Here is a 23,508-nt window from a genome sequence, read left to right as displayed (position 1 = left end):
GACACCGCAAGTGAAAAACCGTTTCGAAGGCAAGACGGCGGTCATCACCGGCGGCGCCGCCGGCATCGGCCTCGCCGCTGCCACGCGAATCATCGCCGAGGGCGGCAACGCGGTATTGTGGGATCGCAGCCGTGACGCGATCGTCGCCGCGGCCCGCGAACTCGGCCCCGCCTGCTCCGGCGAGGCGCTCGACGTCACCGATTTCGCCGCGCTCGAACACGCCGCCGCCGAGGCGGTGCGCGACCATGGCGCGATCGACATCCTCATCGCCGGCGCCGGCATCACCGGCCCCAACACCACCACCTGGGACTATCCGGTCGATGCCTGGCGGCAGGTGATCGAGGTCAACCTCACCGGCATCTTTCTCTCCTGCAAGGCGGTGGTGCCGCACATGCGCGCGCGCAACGCCGGGCGCATCGTGAACATCGCCTCCGTCGCCGGCAAGGAAGGCAACCCCAACGCCTCGGCCTACAGCGCGTCGAAGGCCGGCGTCATCGGCCTCACCAAGTCGCTCGGCAAGGAACTCGCCACCACGCCGATCACGGTGAACTGCATCACCCCCGCCGCCGTCCGCACCGCGATCTTCGAGCAGATGAGCCAGCAGCACATCGACTACATGCTCTCGAAAATCCCGATGAACCGCTTCGGCACGGTCGACGAAATCGCAGCCCTCATCTGCTTCCTCGCCTCCGACGAAGCCTCCTTCAGCACCGGCGCGGTGTTCGACATCTCCGGCGGCCGCGCCACCTACTGACGCGCCGTTATTTCACCGGCGGCGTCCAGCGCCGCAGCAGCAGCGCGTTCGTCACCACGCTCACGCTCGATGCCGCCATCGCCGCCCCCGCCACCATCGGGCTCAGGAACCCGATCGCGGCCAGCGGAATCCCGATCACGTTATAGGCGAAGGCCCAGAACAGCCCCTGGCGGATCTTGCGCATCGTCGCCCGCGCCACATCCAGCGCCGCCGCCACCAGCGCCGGGTCGCCGCGCATCAGCGTGATCCCCGCGGTGTGCATCGCGACATCCGATCCGCTCGCCATCGCCATGCCGATGTCCGCCGCGGCGAGCGAGGGCGCGTCGTTCACCCCGTCGCCGACCATGGCGACCACGCGGCCCTCCCGCCGCAGCGCCGCCACCGTCGCGGCCTTGCCCTCCGGCAACTGCCCGGCGATCACCTCGTCGATGCCGACGGCCCTCGCCGCCGCCGCCGCACTGCCCGCATTGTCGCCGGTCAGCAGCACCACGCGCCGCCCCTGTGCCCGCAGCGCCGCCACCGCCTCGCGCGCGCCACGCTTCGGCGCATCCCCGAACGCGACCAGCCCGAGCACCCGCCCCTCGCCGATCACCCAGGACACGCTGCGCCCCTCTTCCTCCAGCGCCGTCGCCCGCTCCGCCAGCGCCCCCGGCGCAGCGCCCTGCTCCTCCAGCAACCGCGAACTGCCGATCAGGATTCCGATCCCCCCGACGGTTCCGCTCACGCCCCGCCCGGGCAGCGCCGTCACCCCGCTCGCCGGCCGCGCCGCGACCCCGTCCGCCGCCGCCCGCGCGCACACCGCGCGCGCCAGCGGATGCTCGCTGCCCGCCTGCACCCCTGCCATCACCGCGAGCAGTTCCGCCTCCGAAACCCCCTCGGCCGGCGCCACCGCCACGACCGAGGGTTTCCCCTCCGTCAGCGTCCCCGTCTTGTCGAACACCACGGTATCGACCCGCTCCGCCGCCTCCAGCGCCTCGGCGTCCTTCACCAGGATGCCGTGCCGCGCCGCGACACCGGTTCCCGCCATCACCGCGGTCGGCGTCGCCAGGCCCAGCGCGCAGGGGCAGGCGATCACCAGCACCGCCACCGCGTTCAGGATCGCCGCCGAAACCGTCGCCCCCGCCAGCAGCCATCCCGCCAGCGTCACCGCCGCCACCGCCACCACCGCCGGCACGAACACCGCGGCCACCCGGTCCACCAGCCGTTGGATCGGCGCCTTCTCCGCCTGCGCGGTCTCGACCAGGCGGATGATCTTCGCGAGCGTGGTTTCCGCCCCCACCGCCTCGGTGCGGACGAGCAGAACCCCCTCGCCGTTGATCGCCCCGCCCGGCACGCGCCCGCCCGCCGCCTTCGGCACCGGCAGGCTTTCCCCCGTCAGCATCGAGAGATCGACGGCGGACTCCCCCGCCTCGATCGTCCCGTCCACCGGAATCCGCCCGCCCGGCCGCACCACCACGAGGTCGCCCGTCCGCACCTGGCCGATCGGCACCTCCCGCTCGGCGCCATCCGCCCCGCGCACCAGCGCCGTGGTCGGCCGCAGCGCCTCCAGCGCCTTCAGCGCCGCCCCGGTCTGCCGCCGCGCCCGCGCCTCCAGCCACTTGCCGAACAGGATCAGCGTCGTCACCGTCGCCGCCGAATCGAAATACAGCGGCGGCGCGCCCCGCCCCGTCACCCAGGCCTCGGCCAGCAGCACCGCGCTCAGCCCGTAGGCGGCGCTGGTGCCGAGGGCGACCAGCAGGTCCATGTTCCCCGAGAACGCCCGCGCCGCCGCCCATCCCGCCCGATAGAACCGCGCGCCCAGCCAGAACTGCACCGGTGTGGCCAGCAGCAGCTCGGCCCATCCCGGCAACATGAAGCGCGATCCCGCCATGTGCAGCGCCATGGCGCCGACCAGTGGCACGGTCAGCGCGGCGGCGACGGTCACGTGCCGCAGCTCCCGCTGGCCTTCCGCCGCCCGCCGCGCCTCCTCGCCGGCGGCCGCCTCCGGCGCGTCCGCCACCGCGCGCGCCTCGTATCCCGCCTTGCCGATCGCCGCGATCACCGCCGCCGCGTCGAACCCGTGGCCGGAGATCCGCGCCCGCTCGTTGGCGAGGTTGACCGACGCCGCCGCCACCCCCGGCACCTTCCGCGCCGCCCGCTCCACCCGCGCCACGCACGAGGCGCAGGTCATCCCGCCGACCGAAAGGTCGATCACCGTGTCCGCCGCGCTGTCCTGGCGCGTCGCCGCGCCGCTGATCTGGTCCATGGCAAGCTCCTTCGCCGCAGCATATGGGTTTGCCATCGTGGGAAGGTCAAACCCGCGCCCCCCGCGCCGCGCATCCCTGCCCCCATCCGCCGGCCTTGACCTTTCCCCGTGGGCAATCGCCATTTGCATCATGCATCGCATGAAAAGGAGCGAACCATGATCGAGCTCAATGTAGAGGGCATGACCTGCCAGCATTGCGTCCGCGCCGTCACCGAGGCGGTGCGCACCGTCCATCCCGGCGCCGAGGTCGCGGTCGATCTCGAAACCGGCAAGGTGCGGATTCCCGCCGCCGCGGCGCAGGAGCAGCCCGCCCTTGTCGCCGCGATCGAGGAAGAGGGCTACAAGGTGACATCGTCACCCTGAACCCGGAGCCCGGCGCTTGCCCGTCCGTCACCTTCTTCTCGTCGGCGCCGGCCATGCCAGCATCGAGGTGCTGCGCAGCTTCGCGCTGGCGCCGGTGGCCGGCCTGCGGCTGACCGTGCTCACGCCTTCGCCCGCGCTCCGGTATTCGGGAATGCTGCCCGGCATCGTCGCCGGCCATGCCGATCCGGCGGCGGGGACGATCGACACGGCCGGCCTCGCCCGCGCCGCCGGCGCCGCCCTCTGCGTCGACCGCGCGAGCTTCGTCGATGCCGGCCGCCGCCGCGTCTTCCGCGATGGCGGCGATCCGGTCGATTACGACCTGCTGGTGCTCGATGTCGGCGCCCCGCCGGCCACGCCCGACGCGCCGCAGGCGCTGCCCGTCCGCCCGGCGGACGAGCTGCTCGCCCGCCTCGCCCCGCTCGACGAGGCGGCCGCGCGCCCCGCGCCGTTCCGCATCGCCGTGGTCGGCGGCGGCGCGGCGGGGGTGGAACTGGTCTTCGCGCTCGAAACCCGGCTGCGCGCCCGCCGCGCCGAAGCCGGCGCCGACCCGGCGACGCTGTCCTTCGTCCTGCTGCCCGGCCCGTTCGGCCTGCTGCCGACCCTGCCCGCCGGCGTCGCCCGCCAGGTCCGCGCCCTGTTCGCCGCCCGCGGCATCGAGGTCGGCCCGTCCGGCCTCGCCGGCGCGCCGAAGGACGGCGCGATCCCGCTCGATGACGGCTCCCGGATCGAAGCCGACGTCTCGCTCTGGGCCAGCGGCGCCGCCGCCCCGTCCTGGCTGCGCGGCGGCGGCCTCGCCACCGACGCGAAGGGCTTCGTCGCCGTCGCCCCCACGCTGCGCTCCATCTCGCACGAGAATGTCTTCGCCGCCGGCGACATCGCCGGGTTCGGCGGCATGAAGGTGCCGAAATCCGGGCTTTACGCGGTCCGCCAGGGCCCGGTCCTGGCGGAGAATCTCCGCCGCCATGTCGATGGCCGGCCGCTCCGCCCGTTCCGCCCGCAGCGCGCCGCCCTCTACCTGCTCGCCACCGGGCCGGACCACGCGATCGGCACCCGCAACGGCATCGTCTTTTCCGGCGCCTGGGTCCGCCGCTGGAAGGACCGGATCGACCGCCGCTTCATCGCCCGCTTTTCCACGCCCTGACCGGCTTTCCGCGCCCCCGCCCGCCATTCCGCCCCTTGCTCCGCCGCCCGATCCGCGCCAGAGACGTCGCGGTCCAGGAACATCGCAAGGAGGCGGAAAGCCAGACATGAGCGAAACGGTTCACGACATCCTGCGCGCCCATGCAGGCGCCCGCGCCATCGCCGCGCCCGGCCGCGCGCCGCTGTCCGGCCCCGCCCTCGCCGCGCTGGCGGAGGAGGTGCGCGCCGCCCTGAACGCCCGCGGCATCGGCCGCGGCGACCGTGTGGCCATCGTCCTGCCCAACGGCCCCGCCGCCGCCACCGCCTTCGCCGCCATCGCCGCGATGTGCTGCGCCGCCCCGCTCAACCCCGCCTACAAGGACCAGGAATTCGAATTCTATCTCGACGACCTGAAGCCCCGCGCCGTCATCGTCGCCGCCGGCGCCGACAGCCCGGTGCGCGGCGTCGCCGCCAAACTCGGCATCCCCCTGCTCGACCTCGCCGAGGACGAGTCCGCTCCGGCCGGCGCCTTCACGCTCGACGTCTCCGCCCTGCCCGAAACCCCCGCCGCCAACCCCGGCCCGGCCGAGCCCGAGGACGAGGCGCTGGTCCTGCACACCTCCGGCACCACCGCGCGGCCCAAGATCGTCCCGCTGCGGAGCAAGAACCTCGCCGCCTCGGCGCGGCACATCGCCGCCAGCCTGGCGCTCGCGCCGGACGATCTCTGCCTCAACGTGATGCCGCTGTTCCACATCCACGGGCTGATCGCGGCCACCCTCGCCTCGCTGCGCGCCGGCGGCGCCGTCTGCTGCACGCCGGGCTTCAACGCCTTCCGCTTCTTCTCCTGGCTCGAGGAGGAAAACCCCACCTGGTACACGGCGGTGCCGACCATGCACCAGGCGATCCTGCTCCGCGCCCCCGAGGACGACGCGGTCAGGGCGCTCGCCAATCTGCGCTTCATCCGCTCCTCCTCCGCCTCGCTGCCGCCGCAGGTGATGGCGGCGCTGGAGCAGAAATTCGGCGCCCCGGTGATCGAGGCCTACGGCATGACCGAGGCGGCGCACCAGATGGCCTCCAACCCGCTGCCGCCGCGCGCCCGCAAGGCCGGCTCGGTCGGCATCGCCGCCGGCCCCGAAATCGCCATCATGGACGATGACGGCACGCTGCTGCCGCAGGGCGAAACCGGCGAGGTCGTCATCCGCGGCCCCAACGTCACCGCCGGCTACGCCGCCAACCCCGAGGCCAACGCCAAGGCCTTCACCAATGGCTGGTTCCGCACCGGCGACCAGGGCATGCTCGACGCAGAGGGCTATCTCTTCCTCACCGGCCGGCTCAAGGAGCAGATCAACCGCGGCGGCGAGAAGATCAGCCCGCTGGAGGTCGATGTCGCCCTGCTCGACCATCCGGACATCGCCGAGGTCTGCACCTTCGCCATCCCGCACGACAAGCTGGGCGAGGAGGTGGGCGCCATCGTCGTCCCCCGCGCCGGCACCGCGCCCGACCCGCAGGCGATCCGCGATTTCGCCGCCGGCCGCCTTGCCGCCTTCAAGGTGCCCCGCCGCATCCTGATCATGGAGGCGATCCCCAAGGGCCCGACCGGCAAGGTCCAGCGCGTCGGCCTCGCGTCCCGCCTCGGGATCGAGGCATGACCAGCGTCTGCGTCTTCGGCGCCGGGGCCATCGGCGGCCTCGTCGCCGCCCGCCTGCAAGCCGCCGGCACCGATGTCTCGATCGTCGCCCGCGGCCCGCACCGCGCCGCCATCGAGGCCAACGGGCTTCTGCTCCTCTCCGGCGGAGAAAGAATCCTCACCCGCCCCCGCGTGGCCGATGCCGCCGAGCTCGGCCCGCAGGATTACGTTCTCGTCACCCTCAAGGCCCAGGGCATCGAGCCCGCCTTGCCGCAGCTCCGCCACCTGATCGGCCCGCGGACCACCATCATCGCCGCGATCAACGGGATCCCCTGGTGGTACACCTACGGCCTGCCCGCCCCCTTCACCGACCGGCGCATCAAGGCGGTCGATCCCGAGGGCGCGGTCTGGGCCGCGCTGCCGCCGGCGCAGACGCTCGGCTGCATCGTCTATCCCGCCGCCGAGATCGTCGAGCCCGGCGTGGTCAACCACACCTATGGCGACCGCTTCATCCTCGGCGAGCCGGACGGCGCCCGCACCGAGCGCGCCGCCCTGATCAGCCGCCTCATGATCGACGCCGGCCTCAAGGCGCCCGTCCGTCCCCGCATCCGCGACGACATCTGGGTGAAGCTCTGGGGCAACATGGCCTTCAACCCTATCAGCGCGCTGACCGGTGCGACACTCGACGTCATCACCTCCGATCCCGGCACCCGCGCCCTCGCCCGGTCGATGATGCTGGAAGGCGCGGCCATCGCCGAGGCGCTCGGCGTCCGCTTCGCCATCGATGTCGAAAAGCGGATCGACGGCGCGGCCGAGGTCGGCGCGCACAAGACCTCCATGCTCCAGGACCTCGAGCGCGGCCGCCCGATCGAGATCGAGGCGCTGCTCGGCGCCGTGGTCGAGATGGCCGGCTGGGTCGATATCCCGGCGCCGATCTCCGCCTCGGTCCTCGCCCTCGTGCGCCAGCGTGCCAGAATCGCGGGCGTCTGATCACGCTCGCGTGAATTACGCATAAGTGAACGCACGAAGTGGCGATCTGGTAATCCGTCTCGAATATTAAACCTTCGGCGCCGAACAGTCGTCGGACCCGCCCGCGTCGCGCCCACCGCCGGCGCGGGCTCAATCAAACAATAGAGAGACGCCCAGTGACCCCAACATCATTCGCGCTCACGCAATCCGCTTACGTGCCCCTCGGCCTCGCCTTCTTCGGCCTCGGCACCGGCTACCTCATCTTCGGCCCGCAGGAACTCTTCGGCTTCCCGGCGAAATCCGAGTCCAGCGAACTCACCAACGGCTGGTGGGGCTTCTGGATGCCCGGCATGCTGCAATTCCTCTGCGGCACCTACATCCTGGTCGGCCTGACCTGGTTCAACGTCTTCGGCGTCGGCGCGAAATCCACCCCGCTCTACGCCGCCGGCATCGAAACCACCGTCTTCGGCATCCACTGGCTGGCGATGGGCCTCAGCCGCATGCGCGGCGGCTCGATCGTGCCGAACGGCTTCATGAGCGTCGCCTTCTTCCTCGTCGCCCTGCTCGGCCTCATCGTCTTCAAGACCGCCGGCGACGGCCCGGTGACGCTGCTCTTCGCCGGCCTGATGGCGGTGTATTTCTTCGAATTCTTCTACTGCTTCGACCTGTTCATGCCGCTCAGCCGCAAGGCCCTCGGCCTCGTGCACATCCTCACCGGCCTGCTGCTGATGTATCTCACCTACGGCATCGTGCTGAACCTCTCGCTCGGCTGGCACGTCTACATCTGACCCGCACGCCCAACGCCTGAGCACACGGCCGGAGTTCTGCTCCGGCCGTTCTTCATTCCGCTCCGGAGTTTTTGCTCCGGCCGTTCCTCATTCCACGCCCCAAAAACCCGCCCTCGGTTGCCCGCGCGCCGCCCCCCACCTATACGGGCTGCAAACTCCGCACGCGCACAGGAACTCCCGATGGCCAGCTACCAGTACGTCTACGTGATGAAAGACCTCACCAAGGCCTTCCCCGGCGGCCGCGAGGTCTTCAAGGGCATCACCCTCTCCTTCCTCCCCGGCGTCAAGATCGGCGTCCTCGGCGTCAACGGCGCCGGCAAATCCACCCTGCTCAAGATCATGGCCGGCATCGAGAAGGAATTCGGCGGCGAGGCCTGGGCCGCCGAGGGCGTGCGCGTCGGCTACCTCCCGCAGGAACCGCATCTCGACCCGACCCTCACCGTCGGCGAGAACGTCGCCCTCGCCTTCGCCGACATGCGCGCCGCCCTCGCCCGCTTCAACGAGATCTCCGAAGCCTTCATGGAGCCGATGGACGACGAGAAGATGAACGCCCTTCTCGCCGAACAGGCCACCCTCCAGGAGAAGATCGACGCCGGCGACGGCTGGGAGCTCGACCGCCAGATCGACATCGCGCTCGACGCCCTCCGCTGCCCCCCGGCCGACAGCCCCGTCACCAACCTCTCCGGCGGCGAGCGCCGCCGCGTCGCCCTCTGCCGCCTCCTCCTCGAGAAGCCCGACCTCCTGCTCCTCGACGAACCCACCAACCATCTCGACGCCGAATCCGTCGCCTGGCTCGAAAAGACCCTGCGCGCCTACGCCGGCACCGTCATCCTCGTCACCCACGACCGCTACTTCCTCGAAAACGTCACCAACTGGATCCTCGAACTCGAACGCGGCCGCGGCTACCCGTTCGAGGGCAACTACACCTCCTGGCTGGAGCAAAAGCAGAAGCGCCTCGCCCAGGAGGAAAAGGAGGAATCCGCCCGCCAGCGCGCCCTCAAGGAAGAGCGCGAATGGATCGGCGCCTCCCCCAAGGCCCGCCAGGCGAAAAACCAGGCCCGCATCAGCCGCTACGAGGAAATGCTCGCCAAATCGACCGAGCAGGTCTCCGGCGTCGCCGAAATCGTCATCCCCCCCGGCCCGCGCCTCGGCGGCACCGTCATCGAGGCCCAGGACCTCCGCAAGGGCTTCGGCGACAACCTCCTGATCGACGGCCTCTCCTTCAAGCTCCCCCCCGGCGGCATCGTCGGCGTCATCGGCCCCAACGGCGCCGGCAAGTCCACCCTCTTCAAGATGATCACCGGCGTCGAAAAACCCGACGCCGGCACCTTCACCGTCGGCGACACCGTGAAACTCGGCTATGTCGACCAGTCGCGCGACAGCCTCGACGACAACAAGACCGTCTGGGAGGAAATCTCCGGCGGCACCGACGTCATCCACCTCGGCAAGCGCACCGTCGCCTCCCGCGCCTATGTCGGCGCCTTCAACTTCAAGGGCTCCGACCAGCAGAAGAAGGTCGGCATCCTCTCCGGCGGCGAACGCAACCGCGTCCACCTCGCCAAAATGCTCAAGGGCGAACACAACGTCATCTTGTTGGACGAGCCAACAAATGATCTTGACGTCGACACCCTCCGCGCCCTGGAAGAAGCCCTCGCCGAATTCGCCGGCTGCGCCGTCATCATCTCGCACGACCGCTGGTTCCTCGACCGCCTCGCCACCCACATCCTCGCCTTCGAGGGCGACAGTCACGTCGAATGGTTCCAGGGCAACTTCCAGGACTACGAGGAAGACAAACGACGCCGCCTCGGCGCCGACGCCACCGAACCCCACCGCATCAAATACCGCCCCCTCACCCGGTAGCCAGCGGATGCAGGGTCTTGGTTCCGGGCCCACGCAGGGGGTTCCACCCCCTGCACCCCCGCCAAGGGCTGAGCCCTTGGAACCGCGCTCGCGTTTTGGTTTTGGGGAGGGCGTGTCCCTGCCTTTACCAAGGCAATTGCCCGGATGCCCTCCCCAAAACCAAAACGAATGGATTCCAAAGGCTCCGCCTTTGGCGGGGTTCAGGGGCGGCGCCCCTGATGGGGTCCGGGGCAAGGCCCCGCCATCTCCATGACCGCCAACCCCGCCTGGCGCGTCACCACGGCGCGGCTGCGACTGGAGCCGGTGAACTGGGCGGACCGCGACGACCTGGTCGCCCTGAAAACCGACCCCCGCGCCTTCGCCATGATGCTCGGCGGCGTCCGCACCGCCGAGCAGGCCACGGCGGAACTGGCGGAAGACATCGCCGCCTGGGGCGCGCAAGGCTTCGGAATCTGGACCATCCGCGGCCAGTCCACCAACGCCTTCCTCGGCATCACCGGCCTCGCCGACCGCCCGGACGGCCGCGGCATTGCCCTCCGCTTCGCCCTATGGCCCGAAGTCCGCGGTGCCGGCCTCGCCCGCGAAGCCGCCAGCGCCGCCCTCCGCTACGGCCACGACCGCGCCCATCTGCCCCGCATCATCGCCGTCGCCCGCGCCGACAATTTCGCCTCCCGCACCGTCCTCGGCGCCATCGGCATGACCGAATCCGATTCTTTTCTCCGCAACGGCGTGCAGATGCTGGTGTATGAGAGTGCGAGTTAGATGACGTGTTTCGGCTATTGATCAAGAGAATATTGACAAATTTCTAAAAATCTGAGTTGGAAAAAAGGTTGATCGATTCGTTTGAATGAGGTATAAGAGGAATAATCCAATTTCGGTTGGAGGGAGATCGTGAACGCGATCGGCGGGGGCTTTAGGCCCCCGTTGCTTTTACGGAAGCCATTTTTTGCCCCATCCTTCCTTGTTGAAAGTCGTCGGATGACGGGCATATTTCCATCCCTCTAAAATATCGACGATCTTTTTTCCATAATCATTTGGTAATTGATCGCCTTTTTGCTCATATTTCAAAGCTTTAAAGCTAGGATAGGCGATTAAATCTACGATTTGCATCGCTGGACAATTCTCTTTTTTTGAAACGAATTTAATTTCTTTTGAAGTAAGGTGTTTTTGCACAATTTTGGCTGGTATGTGCTCCGTGCCTTGTTCGTATATATTTTGAAAAGCAACTTTTACTTGCTTGTCTGCTTTCGGATACCTTTGCTCAATAACAACATCCCCGACATGCTCATTACGCCTCATCCAAAGAACATACCGCTCAACAAGAGTCTTTAAGCAATAATGATATGGATGAAATAGCCATTCACCGCGCGTTTTCACATATTCGAATTTATCTATAACTACAGTTGATATAAGATATGGAAGCTGACGAAGTAAAATGAGCATTTCAGCATCAAAGCGGTTTCGCAATGCATCGTCATTTAGAATAATGAAGTCCTTTTCGCGGCGTAAAATTTCGCGACGATGTAGTACTATAGCGTCCGATCCATTACCAAAAATGCTTGTTTTAAAATCGGCTAAACGAGGAATAAATCGGCTTTCATAAAGGTCGATCCTCGTAAGGAGAGACGTCAGACTCAGATACCTCTGATTCTCGTCGTGCGACGACGGCTTAAGATCGTCGTTTCCTACCTCATCGATGAAGAGACGGCATCGATTCATTGTAAGCGAACTACTAACGCACTACGTTTTTCAAAAAAGTTGTCTTGCACTTTGATATCGATTTTATGGTTGTGGTGCCTGAATATTTTCAATCAGTAAAACATCATAATCGAAAAACAGCAAGATCAATCCTGAGGCCAACGCCGTTGTTGCCTGCGCGGCGCAAGACCCCGGATGGACGCTGAAGGCGCAAGGATATGACTATGGACGACTTGGAACCCGACCTCGCCGACGCGCTGCAACGGTGCGAGTCTCTGCTCGCCGGGCGTCCGGGCTTGCCGCCCCTCGTCTCCATCCGCAACCAGCTGATCTATCTTCAGCAAGTCTGCGCCGGAACCGCCGGGCCGGAACGGCTCGCGGAGATCATTCTGGGCCTCCTCGCTGTCCGCGAAGTCGAGGGCTGGGACGATGAACTGGCCGACCTCCTCCACTCGATCCAGGCGGCGGTTAACCGGCGCGCCACACCGCTTGCATAAGCGCGCCCAGCCCTGTGACCGCTGTCACAACCAAACCGGCTCGGCCCCGCGCTGCGATTGACGATCGCTGCCGGATCGTAATCATATCCTTGCTCGCGCCCCGAACCCCGGCGCAACCGGTCGCTTCACCGCCCATCACCGGGGCAAGACGCCCCATGGAACTCGTCCATGACCAAGGTAATGTTCATCCCCGCGGACCCGAAAAGTGTCTTCATCACCATGGCCCACCACGAATACGGCAACCAGGCCTTCGGCGGCCAGCCCGGCATCAACAAGGCCCAGCTCGTCGTCGATGACGATCTCCTGAAGGGCCGCTCGTCCATCGTCGTTCGGTACGATGGCGGGTCGGACCCCTATTTCAGCAGCTTCAACACCGCGCAAATCTACATTCGCGGCCACGGCATGCCCGGCTCCCCGACGATCGAGGTCGCCCGCAACGGTGAAAAGATCCATTACACGGAAGTCGTCCAGCGCCTCATCACCACCGGCCTGAAACGCGAATTCTTCGGCGATATCAAGTGCTTCAACTGCCACTCGGCTGAAGGCCGGGTTGATGATTACGGCAACTACCATCCCCCCTTCGCCCAACTCATCGCCGATGAAATGTTCGCCCGCGGTTACAAGTTCTGCAAGTTCTTCGGCTATGCCGACGCCATCGACTCCTTCCCCGCCAGCTTCGACAAGGGCGCCAACCCGCCCGATCCTGTCCTGCACAAATACCGTCGTGGCCCCGCGGGTCTGGGCAATCTCGGCCGTGCCAAAACCGGCCGCAAAGAGTTCTCTCCCAAGCCCCGCCCCCTCTCCCTGAAAGGCCAATTCGCCAGGAAATTCTTCAACTAATGTCCCGCCCCTGAAACTCGTGTGTGAATTTCAGGGACAATCAGGCCACTATACTGTTGTTTTTCCTCGTATCCCGATCGGAGCGGACAACGAAACTCGATTGATGAGGAAGATGGAGCGCCTTACGAGCCGTTTGGATCGGAAGGCGCTCTGGCCCTTGCTTGCTCGGCGGCGGAGCGTTCGTCCGGCCGCCACTGCGTTCCAGAATTTTTTAGAGCATCATCCGATCAGATGGAGTCATCTGATCGGATAAAGATGCTCTGTTTATCAATATGATAGAGCACTACATCCGATCCGAAGGGATCGGAAAGTGCTGTATATGCCGTTTCACGAATTGAGCAGGATCAAGGCGCGCGCGCCGGCGTCGTGGAATACATGCACGCTCGATACCAGTATGGAACGAAGGCCATGCGCACCCTCGTCGTCTATTATTCCCGCACCGGCACCACCGAACGCATCGCCCGCATGCTCGCCGCCGAGTTCGGCGCCGACATGGAGCGCATCCGCTGCCCCGGCTGCGGCCCCGGCGGGCGCGGCCTGCTCCGCACCATCCTGATCGCCCTCGGCCTCATCGAACCGCCGATCTCCTCCGCCGCCTACGACCCCGCCACCTACGATCTCGTCCTCGTCGGCACCCCCGTCTGGGCCTGGTCCGCCGCCGCCCCCGTCCGCCTCTGGCTCCGCCGCGAGGCCCGCAACCTGCCCGAATACGCCATCTTCGCCACCGCCGGCGGCTCGTCCTTCCGCCGCGCCTTCGCCGCCATCGAAACCCTCGCCGGCAAGCCGCCCCGCGCCACCCTCGGCCTCTCCGCCGAAGCCATCTGCTCCGGCCGCGACCACCTCGCCACCCTCCGCTTCTCCGAAGCCCTCCGCCCCGCCCACCAGCGCCTCTTCGCCTGAGCGCGAAACATCGCCCTTGCCCACCCCCGCCCGGTCGTGTTCATGTTCCGTTCATGCACGCCGCGCTGGCCCTCCGCTTCGCCGCCATCGTCCACGCCCTCTGCCGGGCCGTGGCCGCGCGCGGCGCCCGCGGCGCGCTCGCGGCCCCGGTCGTCATCCTGCTCTGGCTCCGCCTCAACCGCGCCTCAAAGCGGATCGACAGCCTCGCCGCCCGGCTCGATGCCGCCGGCGGCGCCCTCCCCGCACCGAAGCCGGATCGCCGGCGCAACCGCCCCGCCCGCCGGAGCAAAACCCTGCCGCGCCGCTTCGCCTGGCTGCTCCGCCCCATCCCCGAGGCCACCGCCGCCGCCTCCCAGCTCCGCCACCTGATGGCGGACCCGGCCTGCGCCGCCCTCCTCGAAGCCGAACCCCGCTTCGGCCGCATCCTCCGCCCGCTCTGCCGCCACCTCGGCATCCGCCCGCCCGCCAGCATCGCCCCCCGCGAGCCACCGCCCGCGCCCAGGCGCCCCAAACCGGCTCCCGACCCCGAATTTATCCCCGAAATCCCGACACACGCCGCCCCGCCCGCGCCCCGAATCCGCCCGCGCGCGCAACGCCCCGTCCGCGCGCCCCCGCGCCCGGCCTGACCCCTCGCTTTTCCCGGAGAAAAAAACCCGTCAGGCCGCCTGCGTGCCGTCCGACGGGCGCGCCCGCACGCCGAAATACTCGATATACGGCGCGAACCGCGGCCGCAGCCGCTCCACGTTGATCCCGAAATCCGCGAGCCGGTAGCGGTTCCGCCCATAGCCGCCGCGCGGCGCGGCATCGAGATGCGCCCGCATCGCCGCCTCCGCCGCGGGCGAGAACGTCTCGCCGAAATGCGCGTAGATGCCCGACACCGCCTTGATCGGGTCCGCCGTCAGCGTCTCGTACTGAATGTTCACCAGCCGCTCCGCCGGCACCGCCCCGCTGCGGTCGAACTCCACCAGACGCCGCGCCCCGTCGATCCACCGCTCCGTCACCTGCCGGCCGATCTCCGCCGGGTCGATCCCGCGCAGGAACGGCCGCCGCAGCACCTCGGTCATGTGCGCGACCGAGGCGAACACATGCACCGGGTCCCGATGCACGACGACGAACCGCGCATCCGGATAGGTCTGCAGGATCGCCTTCACCGAAAACGTGTGCTCCGGGCATTTCAGCGCCCAGAATCTTCCCCCGGTGCCGTGCTGCATCGCCTGCAGCCACTGCCGGTGAAACGCGAAGGCCGGCGCATCGTCCTGGCTGTCGATCCAGGCGGTGTAGCTCGGCACCCGGAACGTCGTGTCGAACCGCAGCGAGTGGAACACATGCGCGGTGATCTCGCTGCATTCCTGCGGACTGTCGGCGTCGATCGGGTGAATCGCCGGAAACTCCGGCGCCATGCCGGCGAACATGTCGAGCTGCCGGTCGGTCTTGCGCGCCACGGCGCTCGCGCGCGGATCGAACCCGCGCGGCCGCGGCGCCGGATACAGCGTCTGCCACACGCGCGGCACCAGCACGTCGGGGTCGAAGCCGAACAGCGTGTGCAGGAACGTGGTCCCCGACCGCGGCAACCCCATGATGAACACCGGCGCCCGCACCGGCTCGCGGCCGATGCCCGGGGTGGCGGCATGCATCCGCCGGATCGTCTCGGCGTTGCGGACCAGCCGCGTGAGGTCGTAGCGGACCGAGACCCGGCCAAACAGCGACAGGCTGGTCTCCGCCGCGATCGAGGCGGTCAGCCGCTCGAGCCCCTCGCGCGCGAAATCCGGCAGCGTGCTGCCGCCGGCGGCCTCGATCGCGCTTGCGTCGATTGCCGGAATGCCGCGCGGCAGCACCGCCTCCGCCGCGCCGAACCCGGCCGAGAGCAGCCGGAAGCGCAGGCTCTTGCCGGGTCGTTTCACGGGCGGTTCGGGTACCGGGTCGCGCGGCATGCTCAGCTCACTTCCGTTCGATCAGCTCGATCTTGTAGCCGTTCGGGTCCTCGATGAAGGCGATCACCGTCTTGCCGAACTTCACCGGCCCCGGCTCCCGCGTGATCTTCACGCCGGCGGCGCGGAGCTTCTCCACCGCACCGTATATGTCCGGCACGCCGAGGGCCAGATGTCCGAAAGCCGTCCCCTGGTCATAGCTGTCGACGCCGTAATTGTAGGTCAGCTCGAGCACCGTGTGCGAGGCCTCGTCGCCATAGCCGACGAAGGCGAGCGTATACTTGCCGTCCGGCACGTCGTTGCGGCGGAGTTCCTTCATGCCGAGCAGTTCGGTATAGAATTTCACGCTCTCGTCCAGGTTCCTCACCCGGATCATCGTGTGCAGATACTGAAAATCGCTCATTCCCGTTTTCCTTCGTCCCATCTTGCGGCGCCGGGGTCGATGCCGAGCAGGAACAGCCCCGCCGCCTCGGCCTCGCGCACCATTACCTCGCGATCCATCAATATGGCGCCCTCGGCCTCGAATGCGATGCCGCGCAACCCAGCCTCCACCGCGCCCCGCACGGTTCGGACCCCGAGCGTCGGCAGATCGGCGCGGCGCTCCTGGCCGGGCTTGACCAGCTTGACCAGCACGCCGCCGGGCCCCGGCCGGCGCAGCGTGGCGGCGCGGGCGAGCATGGCATCAGTGCCTTCCGCCGCCTCGACCGCGAGCACGATGCCCTGCTGCACGACCGCGCCCTGGCCGACATCCACCGCCCCCAGCGCGCGCACCACGGCGATGCCCCGGGCGATGTCGGCCAGCGCCGCCGCATCCGGCGCGGCGCCGGACAGCAGCCCCTCGGGCGCGAAAACCTCGCTGATCACCTCATGCGCGCCGAGCACGGTGAAGCCTTCCTCGCCGAGCACCCGCACGATCGCGGCGAGGAAGCCGTCATCGCCGGCGAAGGCGGCGCGGCCGATGCGCGCGAGCAGCCTGGCGCCCACCGCATCCGGCCGCAGGTCGAACAGCGAGGGGCGCCTGACCGGGCCGGCGAGGACGATCTCGCGGCAGCCGGCGCGTTTCAGCGCGTCGATCGCCGCACCGACGGCGCCGAGGCGGATCGTCTCGTGCGGGAACGGGGCGACGACCTCGGGATCGGCATGGGCGTCGAGGGCGACGATGAACACGCCGCGCCCCGCGGCGCGGGCGGCGGCGGCCACCTGGCCGGGCAGCCTGCCGCCGCCGGCGACGATGCCGAGCGGGCCCGCCGCCGATCCGCTCATGCGCGCGCTGCCGTCATCGGGCGGTCAGGCCTCGGCGTCGGCGTCGTGGCGGGTGGTGCTGCGGATCAGGCCGCGCTTGCTCGGCGCGTCGATGAAGGTGAGGATCTCGGCGAGATAGGGATCGTCGCCGGCCTCGCGGCGCAGCATCTCGACCCGCGCGGCGAAGGTGCCGGCGCCCTGGAACAGCAGGCGGTAGGCGTTGCGCAGCCGGTGCTGGCCCTCCTTGTCGAGCCCGCGCCGGCGCAGGCCGACGATGTTGAGCCCGTGCAGCCGCGCGCGGTTGCCGATCACCGAGCCATAGGGGATCACGTCCGCCTCGACGCCGGAGGCGCCGCCGACCATCGCGCCGGTGCCGATCCGCACGAACTGGTGGATCGCGGTGGCGCCGCCGATGATGGCGCGGTCGGCGATCTCGACATGGCCGCCCATCACCACGTTGTTGGCGATGACGATGTTGTCGCCGAGCGCGCAGTCATGCGCGACATGGACCACCGCCATCAGCAGGCAGCCGGCGCCCACGCGGGTGATGCCGTGCCCGGTGACGGTGCCGCGATGGATCGTGCAATGCTCGCGGATGGTGCAGCCCGGGCCGATCACCGTTTCAGTCGGCTCGCCCCGGTATTTCAGATCCTGCGGCGCGAGGCCGATCGTGGCGAAGGGGAACACCTTCGTTCCCGCGCCGATCCGCGTGTGGCCGTCCGCCACCACGTGGGAGACCAGTTCGACGCCGTCTTCGAGGACGACGTCCGGGCCGACGACGCAGAACGGGCCGACATTGACCCCCGCGCCGAGCGAGGCCCGCGGATCGACTGACGCTGTGGGGTGGATCATCCCTCGCCGGCTTTCTTGTCCATGATCATCGCGGCATAGGTCGCCTCGGCGACGGCGACGCCATCGACCCGCGCGACGGCGTTGAACTTCCACACATTGCCGCGGTTGCGCTCCTTCGCGACATGGATGCGCAGCACGTCGCCCGGCACCACCGGGCGGCGGAATTTCGCGCCCTCGACCGACATGAAATAGACCACCTTGCCGGCTTCCTCGGGGCCGAGGGTTTCCACCACCAGCACGGCGGCGGTCTGCGCCATGCTCTCGATGATGAGCACGCCGGGCATGACCGGGTGGCCGGGGAAATGGCCCTGGAAGAAGCTCTCGTTGACGGAGACGTTCTTCACCCCGATGGCCGAGACGTTCGGCACCAGCTCGACCACGCGGTCGATCAGCAGGAACGGGTAGCGGTGCGGGATCGCGCGCATGATGCCGGCGATGTCGACCGTCCGTCCTTCCGCCTGTTGCGCGCTGGTGTCCGTCGAGGTTCCGTCCATGTCAGAGCGTCCGCGTCCCGTTCCTGTTGTGAATGATCCGGTCAGGATTCCGCATCCCGCTCCGGCTCCGGTTGGGCCGGAGAATGCCTCAAACCGCCGCGCCGTGCAAAGCGCCGGACCGCCGCGACCTCGCGCATGAAGTCCTTCGCCGGCTGGGCCGGGCTGCCGAGCATGTCGATCCCCGGCTTCACGTCCGACATCACGCCGGCCTGCGGGCCGATGCGCGCGCCCTTGCCGAGCGTGACGTGGCCGGAGATTCCGGCCTGGCCGGCGAGGACCACGAAATCCTCCAGCGTGGTCGAGCCCGATATGCCGACCTGCGCGACGATCACGCAGCAGCGGCCGATGCGCACGTTGTGGGCGATCTGCACGAGGTTATCGATCCGCGTGCCGGCGCCGATCACGGTGTCCTGCGCCGAGCCGCGGTCGATCGTGGTGTTCGCGCCGATATCGACGTCGTGCTCGATGATGACCCGGCCGAGCTGCGGGACGGAGAGAAACCCCTGTTTCGTGGTCGCGAAGCCGAACCCGTCCTGGCCGATGCGCACGCCGGGGTGGATCGTCACCCGGTCGCCGATCAGGGCGAAGCCGATGCTGGCACCCGCGCCGACGCTGGTTCCCGCGCCGATCTCGACGCCGGGGCCGATGACGGCGTGCGGGCCGATGCGGCTGCCGGCGCCGATGCGGCTGCCTGCGCCGATCACCGCAAAGGGGCCGATCTCGGCCGAGGGGTGGATCTTCGCGGCGTCGGCGATCACCGCGCTCGGGTGGATGCCGGGCACCGCCTCGGGCGCGGGGTGGAACAGGGCGCAGGCCCTGGCCCAGGCCTCGTAGGGCGCGTCGGTGGCCAGCGTGGCGGCGCCGGCGGGGGAAGCGGCCGCCATGTCGCCGCGCAGGATGACCGCGCCGGCCTTCGTCGCCGCGAGGAGGGGCAGATATTTGCGGTTGTCGAGAAAGCTGACATCCGCGGGGCCGGCGGTTTGCAGCGGGGCGACGCCGGTGAGCTCGCGCGCGGCGTCGCCGGCCGGCTCGGCCCCGGTCGCGGCGGCAAGCTCCGCCACCGTGAAGGGGCCGCGACGGGCGAAGAAGCGGGGGTCGCCCGGCCGCGGGTCCGCCGTGCCGCTCATCCGGCCTACTTCTTCTTCTCGCCCTTCGACAGGTTCGGCACCACGGAGGGCGGCACCGCGACCGAAGGCAGGATCTTGTTCAGCTGCTCGGTGACTTCCTTGGTGATGTCGAAGGCGTTCACGTTCAGCGCGACCTGCGAGCGGTGCAGCACCAGGTTCATTCCGTGCGCCTGCGACACCTGGCGGATCACCGCGATCAGCGAGCTTTCGATCTTGCCGAGCGCCTTGCGCGCCGAGAGCTCGATGGCGACGTTGCGGTTGTGGAAGTCGACCTGCGCCTGCTCGATCTCGGCCTGCAGGTGCTGCTCGCGCGCGGCGAGCGTGGCCTTGGAGAGCTTGCCCTTCTCGGCGGTGATGGTGTGCTGCTCCTGCTCCCAGCGCTTCTGGTCGGCCTGGGCTTCCTCGGCCAGCTTCTTGCGTCGGGCGTTGATGATCTTCTCGACACCCTGGGCGGCGGTCGAATTCTGCATGACGTCGGGCACCGAGAGCACGCCCATCACGGCGGCGGGCGGCGACTTTTCCTTGGGCAGCGGGGCGAGCTGCGGGATGGGCGGGAGCTTCTCGGGCGGAATCTGCTGCACGCCGGGCTGGCCGACGGGCGCGGGCTGCGGCTTGGGCAGCGGCGCGTGGATCGGGGCGGTGTGCGGCGCCTCGGCCTTCGGCTTCGGGATGAAGTAGCCCTTGCCGTTCTCCGACTGGGCGTGGCCGACGCCGAGGCCGGCGCCGAACGCCATGATCAGGGCCGGAAGCGCCAGACCGGCGCGGATTTTCGCGATGCGTGTCACGTGATCAGAACCTCGTACCGAAGGAAACGCGGAATTGCTCGACCTGGTCGTATTTGTATTTCTTGATCGGCTGGGCATAGGACAGGTCGATGAGCCCGAACGGGGTGTTCCAGGCCACGCCGACGCCGGCGGAGATGCGCGGGGCCGCATTGTCGTAGACCCCGAGCGTCTGGCCGTTCACCGTGATCGGCGAGACGCCGGTCAGGCTGCCGATATCGGTGAAGGCGAAGCCGGAGACGCCGAGATCGGGGCTGACGGGCAGCGGGAAGTGCAGCACCGTGTCCTGCGTCCAGATGAAGTTGCCGCCGATGCTGTCGCCATATTGCGTGTCGTGCGGGCCGGCGCCGCCGGTCTGGAAGCCGAGCATGCTGTCGCCGCCGAGGAAGAAGCGGTCGGCCAGGGTGGTGCGGTAGCCCTCGATGCCGAAGATCTTGCCGACATGGCCGTCGAACTCCAGCACCCAGGCCTTGTCGCCGAAATAGCGCTCGAGCGGGATGTAGTAGGCGCCGCGCGCCTCGAGGCGGATGTATTTCGCGGTGCCGCCGAGGCCGGCGAAGTCGCCGGACAGCGCGAGGATCTCGCCGCTCGAGGGATCGATGCGGTTGTTGCGGTAGTCGAAGGTGAGGGTGGTGCCGAGCTGCGAGAGCGTGGTCTTGCCCTCCTCGCTCAGGATGTAGAGGCTCGCCGAGCTGGCGATGTTGTAGATGTCGCGCGTGCTCAGCGTGTAGGTGAAGGCCTGGCTGACATGGTCGTTGTAGCGGAAGCCGAGCCGCAGGTCGCCGCCGATCGAGCGCTCGCTGAACACGTAGGCGGTGGAGTTGTAGGTGTCGGTGCGGAAGAGGTCGAAGCCGGCGATCAGGTTGCGGCCGAGGAAATACGGGTTGGTCACGCCGAGATTGAACTGCGTGCCCTTCTGCGCCAGCAGCGCCGAGATCGAGGCGCTGATGCCTGTGCCGAGGAAGTTGTTCTGGCTCAGCCCGATATTCGCCAGCGCGCCGAGATCGGTCGAATAGCCGCCGCCCAGCGAGAACTGGCCGGTCGCCTGCTCGGCGACATCGACATCGAGGTTGACGCGGTCGGGCGTGCTGGTCGGCGAGGTGGCGATCTTCACCCCGTCCTGCTTCTTGAAATAGCCGAGATTCTCGAGGTTCTGCTTCGACTGGTCGACCGCGTCCTGGTTGTAGGCATCGCCGGGGGCGAGTTCGACCTGGCGGCGGATCACCTGGTCCTCGGTGCGGGTGTTGCCGCGGATCACCACGTCGTTGACGTAGACCTTCGGCCCCTCGACCACGCGGAAGGTGAGGTCGATCGTGTGGTTCGCGTGGTTCTCGTGCACGTCCGGCACCACCTGGGCGAAGGCGAAGCCACGGTTCTGCGCGGCCTTCGAGATGTTCTTCACCGCGGTCTGGATCGCGTCGCCGTCGAAGATGTCGCCCTTCTCGATCGGCACCAGCGCGCGCAGCGACTTCGCCGAAAGGTTCGTCACGCTGCTTTCCACCTTCACCGAGGCGATGTGGTAGCGCGGCCCCTCGTCGACGACGAAGGTGAGGAAGAAGGACTTGCGGTCCGGCGCGAGCTGGGCGGTGGCGCTCTTCACCTTGAAGTCGGCATAGCCGTGGTGGAAGTAGAAGCGGCTGAGCAGCGCCTCGTCGTATTTCACCCGTTCGGGGTTGTATTCGTCGCTGCTGGAGAGGAAGCGGAACCAGGCGTTCTCGCGGCTCGAGATCACCTCGCGCAGGCGGGTCTGGCCGTAGTGGCGGTTGCCGATGAAGTCGATCCGGCTGATCAGCGTCTCCGGCCCGTCATGGCAGCGGAACACCACGTTCACCCGGTTTTCCGGCAGCTTCACGATTTCGGGGGTAACGGTCGCGCTGTAATGGCCCTGCTTGGCGTACTGGTCGAGGATCGTCCGCGTGTCGGCCGCCGCCGCCGCCGGGGTGAACACCGAGCCGGGCTTGAGCGAGACCACCTTTTTCAGGTTGGCGTCGGTCAGCACCGAGTTGCCGCGGAAGAACACCTGGTTGACCACCGGGTTCTCCTGCACGTCCACCACCAGGTCGTTGCCCTGGCGGGTGAGCGAGACGGTGTGGAACAGGCCGGTGGCGTAGAGCGTCTTCAGGCTCAGGTCCATCCGCCGCTGGCTGAAGCGGTCGCCGGGGCGGAGCAGGATGTAGGAAAGGATGGTGCTCGCATCGATGCGCTGGTTGCCGCGCACCTCGATGGCGGCGATGCGCCCGCCCGTCGCCGCCGCCGCGCTGTGCGGCAGGGTCGCGGCCGGGGCGACCGGAGCCAGGAACACCGGAGCGAGGCACGCCGTGGTCATCAGAGCCAACCGCAGTCGCCGCAAGGACTGTCTCCCCATCACACGAAGTCACCAACCGGACGCGGGCCTCTCCCGCATCCGCACAGACAAGCGGCCTAGCCGCAACCGCTCCGCGCCGCAAGGGCAGCGCCGGGCTAGCGTCCGGTCCATCGCGCCTCGATGACGCGCGCGCCGGGCGGAATCGGCATGTCCGCCACCTGCCTTTCCTCGCTCTTGCGGACGGCGTGCAGCAGCACGAAGAGCACGGCGGTGTTCAGCATTCCCGGCGGAATCCACTGGATGATGCCGCCCAGCATCTGGTCCTTCATCGGCGAGACCGAGGGGTAGAGCCGGCCGCAGAGATCGTAGAAATTGTAGAGATTGGTCGAGGTCAGCGCGATGTAGGACGAGGCGGCGATCTGCGGGAACATCGGCAGGAAGCCGGCCGCCATCCGCGTGAGGTAGGAATAGCCGGCCTCGGCCCGGGGCCGCGGGTCGAGCACCACCAGCCAGAACAGCAGGCCGGAGAGGATCATCGCGATGTTCATGAAGGCGTAGAGCGGCGGATTGATCATCGAGGCGAAGTTCACCCCGGGGATCAGCCAGACATCCGTCGTCACCAGCATGATCACGATGGCGACGGGCGGAAAGCGCAGCGCCCGCAGCGCCGCCCGCGCGGCCGGCCGCTCGCAGAGGCGGATCAGCCCGGCCGGCACGCCGGCGGCGAGCACGTCGCGCGGCCAGGAGAAGGCGATCAGGAACGGCGCGAACACGCCGAACGTCGTCTGCTGCACGCGGTTGAGGAAGAACATGTGCTGTGCCGCGTATTCGAACCGCGTCTGCCCGACGAAGTAGATCGCCGCCACCCCGGCATAGAAGGCGAGGATGCGCCAGCGCGCCGGCCGCGTTTCGCACCGGGCGAGGCCGCGGCCGTACCAGAAGGCGGCGAGCAGCGTTCCGGCGAAGATCGGGGCGTTGAAGATGTAGGGCGCGAGATAGGGCAGGCCGGCGGGCACCATCCGCTCCGCGAGATCGAGGGCGGCGCCGAGCACGGCGATGGCGATCAGCCCGCGCGCGTCGGTGCGGTCGAATTCATGCCGGGTCGTGTTCATGCGCCG

23 protein-coding genes are annotated in these 23,508 nt (G+C 68.3%); 12 read left to right on the top strand and 11 right to left on the bottom strand.

Annotation, left to right across the window (positions count from 1 at the left end; genetic code table 11):
• Positions 1–10 precede the first annotated feature (10 nt).
• Positions 11–754: an SDR family oxidoreductase gene (locus ACMV_RS13840; RefSeq protein WP_013640837.1), complete on the top strand. Its 744-nt coding sequence runs from the start codon at positions 11–13 to the stop codon at positions 752–754.
• Positions 755–761: 7 nt separating this feature from the next.
• Here ACMV_RS13840 and ACMV_RS13835 read toward each other — a convergent pair whose 3' ends face one another.
• Entirely contained in the window at positions 762–2,999 is a 2,238-nt protein-coding gene (locus ACMV_RS13835; RefSeq protein WP_013640836.1) for a heavy metal translocating P-type ATPase, read from the bottom strand.
• A gap of 156 nt (positions 3,000–3,155) precedes the next feature.
• Here ACMV_RS13835 and ACMV_RS13830 point away from each other — a divergent pair, with 156 nt between their 5' ends.
• The 7 genes from ACMV_RS13830 to ACMV_RS13800 all read left to right on the top strand — a co-directional run bounded on the left by ACMV_RS13830 (position 3,156) and on the right by ACMV_RS13800 (position 10,487).
• A complete protein-coding gene (locus ACMV_RS13830; RefSeq protein WP_007423852.1) occupies positions 3,156–3,362 on the top strand; it encodes a heavy-metal-associated domain-containing protein in 207 nt (68 codons plus the stop codon).
• A 16-nt stretch (positions 3,363–3,378) separates the two neighbouring features.
• On the top strand, positions 3,379–4,503 hold the full coding sequence (locus tag ACMV_RS13825) for an FAD-dependent oxidoreductase (RefSeq protein WP_013640835.1): 1,125 nt from the start codon (positions 3,379–3,381) through the stop codon (positions 4,501–4,503).
• A 106-nt stretch (positions 4,504–4,609) separates the two neighbouring features.
• Positions 4,610–6,130 (top strand): acyl--CoA ligase, encoded by a 1,521-nt coding sequence (locus tag ACMV_RS13820; RefSeq protein ID WP_012040080.1) that lies wholly within the window; start codon positions 4,610–4,612, stop codon positions 6,128–6,130.
• The gene (locus ACMV_RS13815; protein ID WP_013640834.1) at positions 6,127–7,098 is read left to right on the top strand and encodes a 2-dehydropantoate 2-reductase; all 972 of its coding nucleotides are present in this window, start codon (positions 6,127–6,129) and stop codon (positions 7,096–7,098) included. Before ACMV_RS13820 ends, ACMV_RS13815 begins: the two co-directional genes overlap by 4 nt.
• A gap of 155 nt (positions 7,099–7,253) precedes the next feature.
• On the top strand, positions 7,254–7,865 hold the full coding sequence (locus ACMV_RS13810; RefSeq protein ID WP_012040078.1) for a hypothetical protein: 612 nt from the start codon (positions 7,254–7,256) through the stop codon (positions 7,863–7,865).
• A gap of 180 nt (positions 7,866–8,045) precedes the next feature.
• Positions 8,046–9,725, top strand: a complete 1,680-nt coding sequence (gene ettA / locus ACMV_RS13805) for an energy-dependent translational throttle protein EttA (RefSeq protein ID WP_007424154.1) — start codon at positions 8,046–8,048, stop codon at positions 9,723–9,725.
• Positions 9,726–9,974: 249 nt separating this feature from the next.
• Positions 9,975–10,487 (top strand): GNAT family N-acetyltransferase, encoded by a 513-nt coding sequence (locus ACMV_RS13800; RefSeq protein WP_013640833.1) that lies wholly within the window; start codon positions 9,975–9,977, stop codon positions 10,485–10,487.
• 168 nt (positions 10,488–10,655) lie between these two features.
• Here the strand turns inward: ACMV_RS13800 and ACMV_RS20010 are convergent, their stop codons facing one another.
• Positions 10,656–11,444, bottom strand: a complete 789-nt coding sequence (locus tag ACMV_RS20010) for a DUF3800 domain-containing protein (protein WP_013640832.1) — start codon at positions 11,442–11,444, stop codon at positions 10,656–10,658.
• Between the two features lie 203 nt (positions 11,445–11,647).
• On the opposite strand from ACMV_RS20010, the gene ACMV_RS13795 reads away from it, so the two are divergent.
• The 4 genes from ACMV_RS13795 to ACMV_RS13780 all read left to right on the top strand — a co-directional run bounded on the left by ACMV_RS13795 (position 11,648) and on the right by ACMV_RS13780 (position 14,286).
• Positions 11,648–11,920, top strand: a complete 273-nt coding sequence (locus ACMV_RS13795) for an immunity protein Tsi6 family protein (protein ID WP_013640831.1) — start codon at positions 11,648–11,650, stop codon at positions 11,918–11,920.
• A gap of 168 nt (positions 11,921–12,088) precedes the next feature.
• Positions 12,089–12,760, top strand: coding sequence for a hypothetical protein (locus ACMV_RS13790; RefSeq protein ID WP_013640830.1), 672 nt, complete (start codon positions 12,089–12,091; stop codon positions 12,758–12,760).
• Positions 12,761–13,168: 408 nt separating this feature from the next.
• On the top strand, positions 13,169–13,660 hold the full coding sequence (locus ACMV_RS13785; protein ID WP_012040073.1) for a flavodoxin family protein: 492 nt from the start codon (positions 13,169–13,171) through the stop codon (positions 13,658–13,660).
• Positions 13,661–13,713: 53 nt separating this feature from the next.
• The gene (locus ACMV_RS13780) at positions 13,714–14,286 is read left to right on the top strand and encodes a hypothetical protein (RefSeq protein WP_013640829.1); all 573 of its coding nucleotides are present in this window, start codon (positions 13,714–13,716) and stop codon (positions 14,284–14,286) included.
• A 30-nt stretch (positions 14,287–14,316) separates the two neighbouring features.
• On the opposite strand, the gene ACMV_RS13775 is transcribed toward ACMV_RS13780, so the two are convergent.
• The 9 genes from ACMV_RS13775 to ACMV_RS13735 all read right to left on the bottom strand — a co-directional run bounded on the left by ACMV_RS13775 (position 14,317) and on the right by ACMV_RS13735 (position 23,502).
• Positions 14,317–15,561: a sulfotransferase family protein gene (locus tag ACMV_RS13775; protein ID WP_231844427.1), complete on the bottom strand. Its 1,245-nt coding sequence runs from the start codon at positions 15,559–15,561 to the stop codon at positions 14,317–14,319.
• Between the two features lie 37 nt (positions 15,562–15,598).
• Complete coding sequence (gene gloA / locus ACMV_RS13770; protein WP_007424147.1) at positions 15,599–15,991, bottom strand: lactoylglutathione lyase; 393 nt, start codon at positions 15,989–15,991, stop codon at positions 15,599–15,601.
• Positions 15,988–16,851: an LpxI family protein gene (locus tag ACMV_RS13765; RefSeq protein WP_013640828.1), complete on the bottom strand. Its 864-nt coding sequence runs from the start codon at positions 16,849–16,851 to the stop codon at positions 15,988–15,990. Before ACMV_RS13765 ends, gloA begins: the two co-directional genes overlap by 4 nt.
• Before the next feature lie 24 nt (positions 16,852–16,875).
• Complete coding sequence (gene lpxA / locus ACMV_RS13760) at positions 16,876–17,682, bottom strand: acyl-ACP--UDP-N-acetylglucosamine O-acyltransferase (RefSeq protein WP_007423397.1); 807 nt, start codon at positions 17,680–17,682, stop codon at positions 16,876–16,878.
• Positions 17,679–18,176 (bottom strand): 3-hydroxyacyl-ACP dehydratase FabZ, encoded by a 498-nt coding sequence (fabZ, locus tag ACMV_RS13755; RefSeq protein ID WP_007423396.1) that lies wholly within the window; start codon positions 18,174–18,176, stop codon positions 17,679–17,681. Before fabZ ends, lpxA begins: the two co-directional genes overlap by 4 nt.
• A gap of 41 nt (positions 18,177–18,217) precedes the next feature.
• Positions 18,218–19,303 (bottom strand): UDP-3-O-(3-hydroxymyristoyl)glucosamine N-acyltransferase, encoded by a 1,086-nt coding sequence (gene lpxD, locus ACMV_RS13750; protein WP_013640827.1) that lies wholly within the window; start codon positions 19,301–19,303, stop codon positions 18,218–18,220.
• Positions 19,304–19,308: 5 nt separating this feature from the next.
• Entirely contained in the window at positions 19,309–20,088 is a 780-nt protein-coding gene (locus ACMV_RS13745; protein ID WP_012040068.1) for an OmpH family outer membrane protein, read from the bottom strand.
• Positions 20,089–20,092: 4 nt separating this feature from the next.
• Positions 20,093–22,411 (bottom strand): outer membrane protein assembly factor BamA, encoded by a 2,319-nt coding sequence (gene bamA, locus ACMV_RS13740; protein WP_007422944.1) that lies wholly within the window; start codon positions 22,409–22,411, stop codon positions 20,093–20,095.
• Between the two features lie 134 nt (positions 22,412–22,545).
• A complete protein-coding gene (locus ACMV_RS13735) occupies positions 22,546–23,502 on the bottom strand; it encodes a cytochrome c oxidase assembly protein (protein ID WP_231295280.1) in 957 nt (318 codons plus the stop codon).
• Between the last annotated feature and the right edge of the window lie 6 nt (positions 23,503–23,508).

The sequence above is a fragment of the Acidiphilium multivorum AIU301 genome (assembly GCF_000202835.1).
In the GTDB taxonomy this organism is placed as follows: domain Bacteria; phylum Pseudomonadota; class Alphaproteobacteria; order Acetobacterales; family Acetobacteraceae; genus Acidiphilium; species Acidiphilium multivorum.
The sequence above is the reverse complement of the archived record's forward strand: the minus strand, read 5'-3'. Positions and strand labels throughout refer to the sequence as shown.

Bases quoted from the DNA above. Each gene is read 5' to 3' on its own strand.
- ACMV_RS13835 (WP_013640836.1), bottom strand. From the start codon at position 2,999: ATGGACCAGATCAGCGGCGCGGCGACGCGCCAGGACAGCGCGGCGGAC.
- ACMV_RS13830 (WP_007423852.1), top strand. From the start codon at position 3,156: ATGATCGAGCTCAATGTAGAGGGCATGACCTGCCAGCATTGCGTCCGC.
- ACMV_RS13820 (WP_012040080.1), top strand. From the start codon at position 4,610: ATGAGCGAAACGGTTCACGACATCCTGCGCGCCCATGCAGGCGCCCGC.
- ACMV_RS13815 (WP_013640834.1), top strand. From the start codon at position 6,127: ATGACCAGCGTCTGCGTCTTCGGCGCCGGGGCCATCGGCGGCCTCGTC.
- ettA (WP_007424154.1), top strand. From the start codon at position 8,046: ATGGCCAGCTACCAGTACGTCTACGTGATGAAAGACCTCACCAAGGCC.
- ACMV_RS13800 (WP_013640833.1), top strand. From the start codon at position 9,975: ATGACCGCCAACCCCGCCTGGCGCGTCACCACGGCGCGGCTGCGACTG.
- ACMV_RS20010 (WP_013640832.1), bottom strand. From the start codon at position 11,444: ATGAATCGATGCCGTCTCTTCATCGATGAGGTAGGAAACGACGATCTT.
- ACMV_RS13795 (WP_013640831.1), top strand. From the start codon at position 11,648: ATGGACGACTTGGAACCCGACCTCGCCGACGCGCTGCAACGGTGCGAG.
- ACMV_RS13790 (WP_013640830.1), top strand. From the start codon at position 12,089: ATGACCAAGGTAATGTTCATCCCCGCGGACCCGAAAAGTGTCTTCATC.
- ACMV_RS13785 (WP_012040073.1), top strand. From the start codon at position 13,169: ATGCGCACCCTCGTCGTCTATTATTCCCGCACCGGCACCACCGAACGC.
- ACMV_RS13780 (WP_013640829.1), top strand. From the start codon at position 13,714: ATGCACGCCGCGCTGGCCCTCCGCTTCGCCGCCATCGTCCACGCCCTC.
- gloA (WP_007424147.1), bottom strand. From the start codon at position 15,991: ATGAGCGATTTTCAGTATCTGCACACGATGATCCGGGTGAGGAACCTG.
- ACMV_RS13765 (WP_013640828.1), bottom strand. From the start codon at position 16,851: ATGAGCGGATCGGCGGCGGGCCCGCTCGGCATCGTCGCCGGCGGCGGC.
- lpxA (WP_007423397.1), bottom strand. From the start codon at position 17,682: ATGATCCACCCCACAGCGTCAGTCGATCCGCGGGCCTCGCTCGGCGCG.
- fabZ (WP_007423396.1), bottom strand. From the start codon at position 18,176: ATGGACGGAACCTCGACGGACACCAGCGCGCAACAGGCGGAAGGACGG.
- lpxD (WP_013640827.1), bottom strand. From the start codon at position 19,303: ATGAGCGGCACGGCGGACCCGCGGCCGGGCGACCCCCGCTTCTTCGCC.
- bamA (WP_007422944.1), bottom strand. From the start codon at position 22,411: ATGACCACGGCGTGCCTCGCTCCGGTGTTCCTGGCTCCGGTCGCCCCG.
- ACMV_RS13735 (WP_231295280.1), bottom strand. From the start codon at position 23,502: ATGAACACGACCCGGCATGAATTCGACCGCACCGACGCGCGCGGGCTG.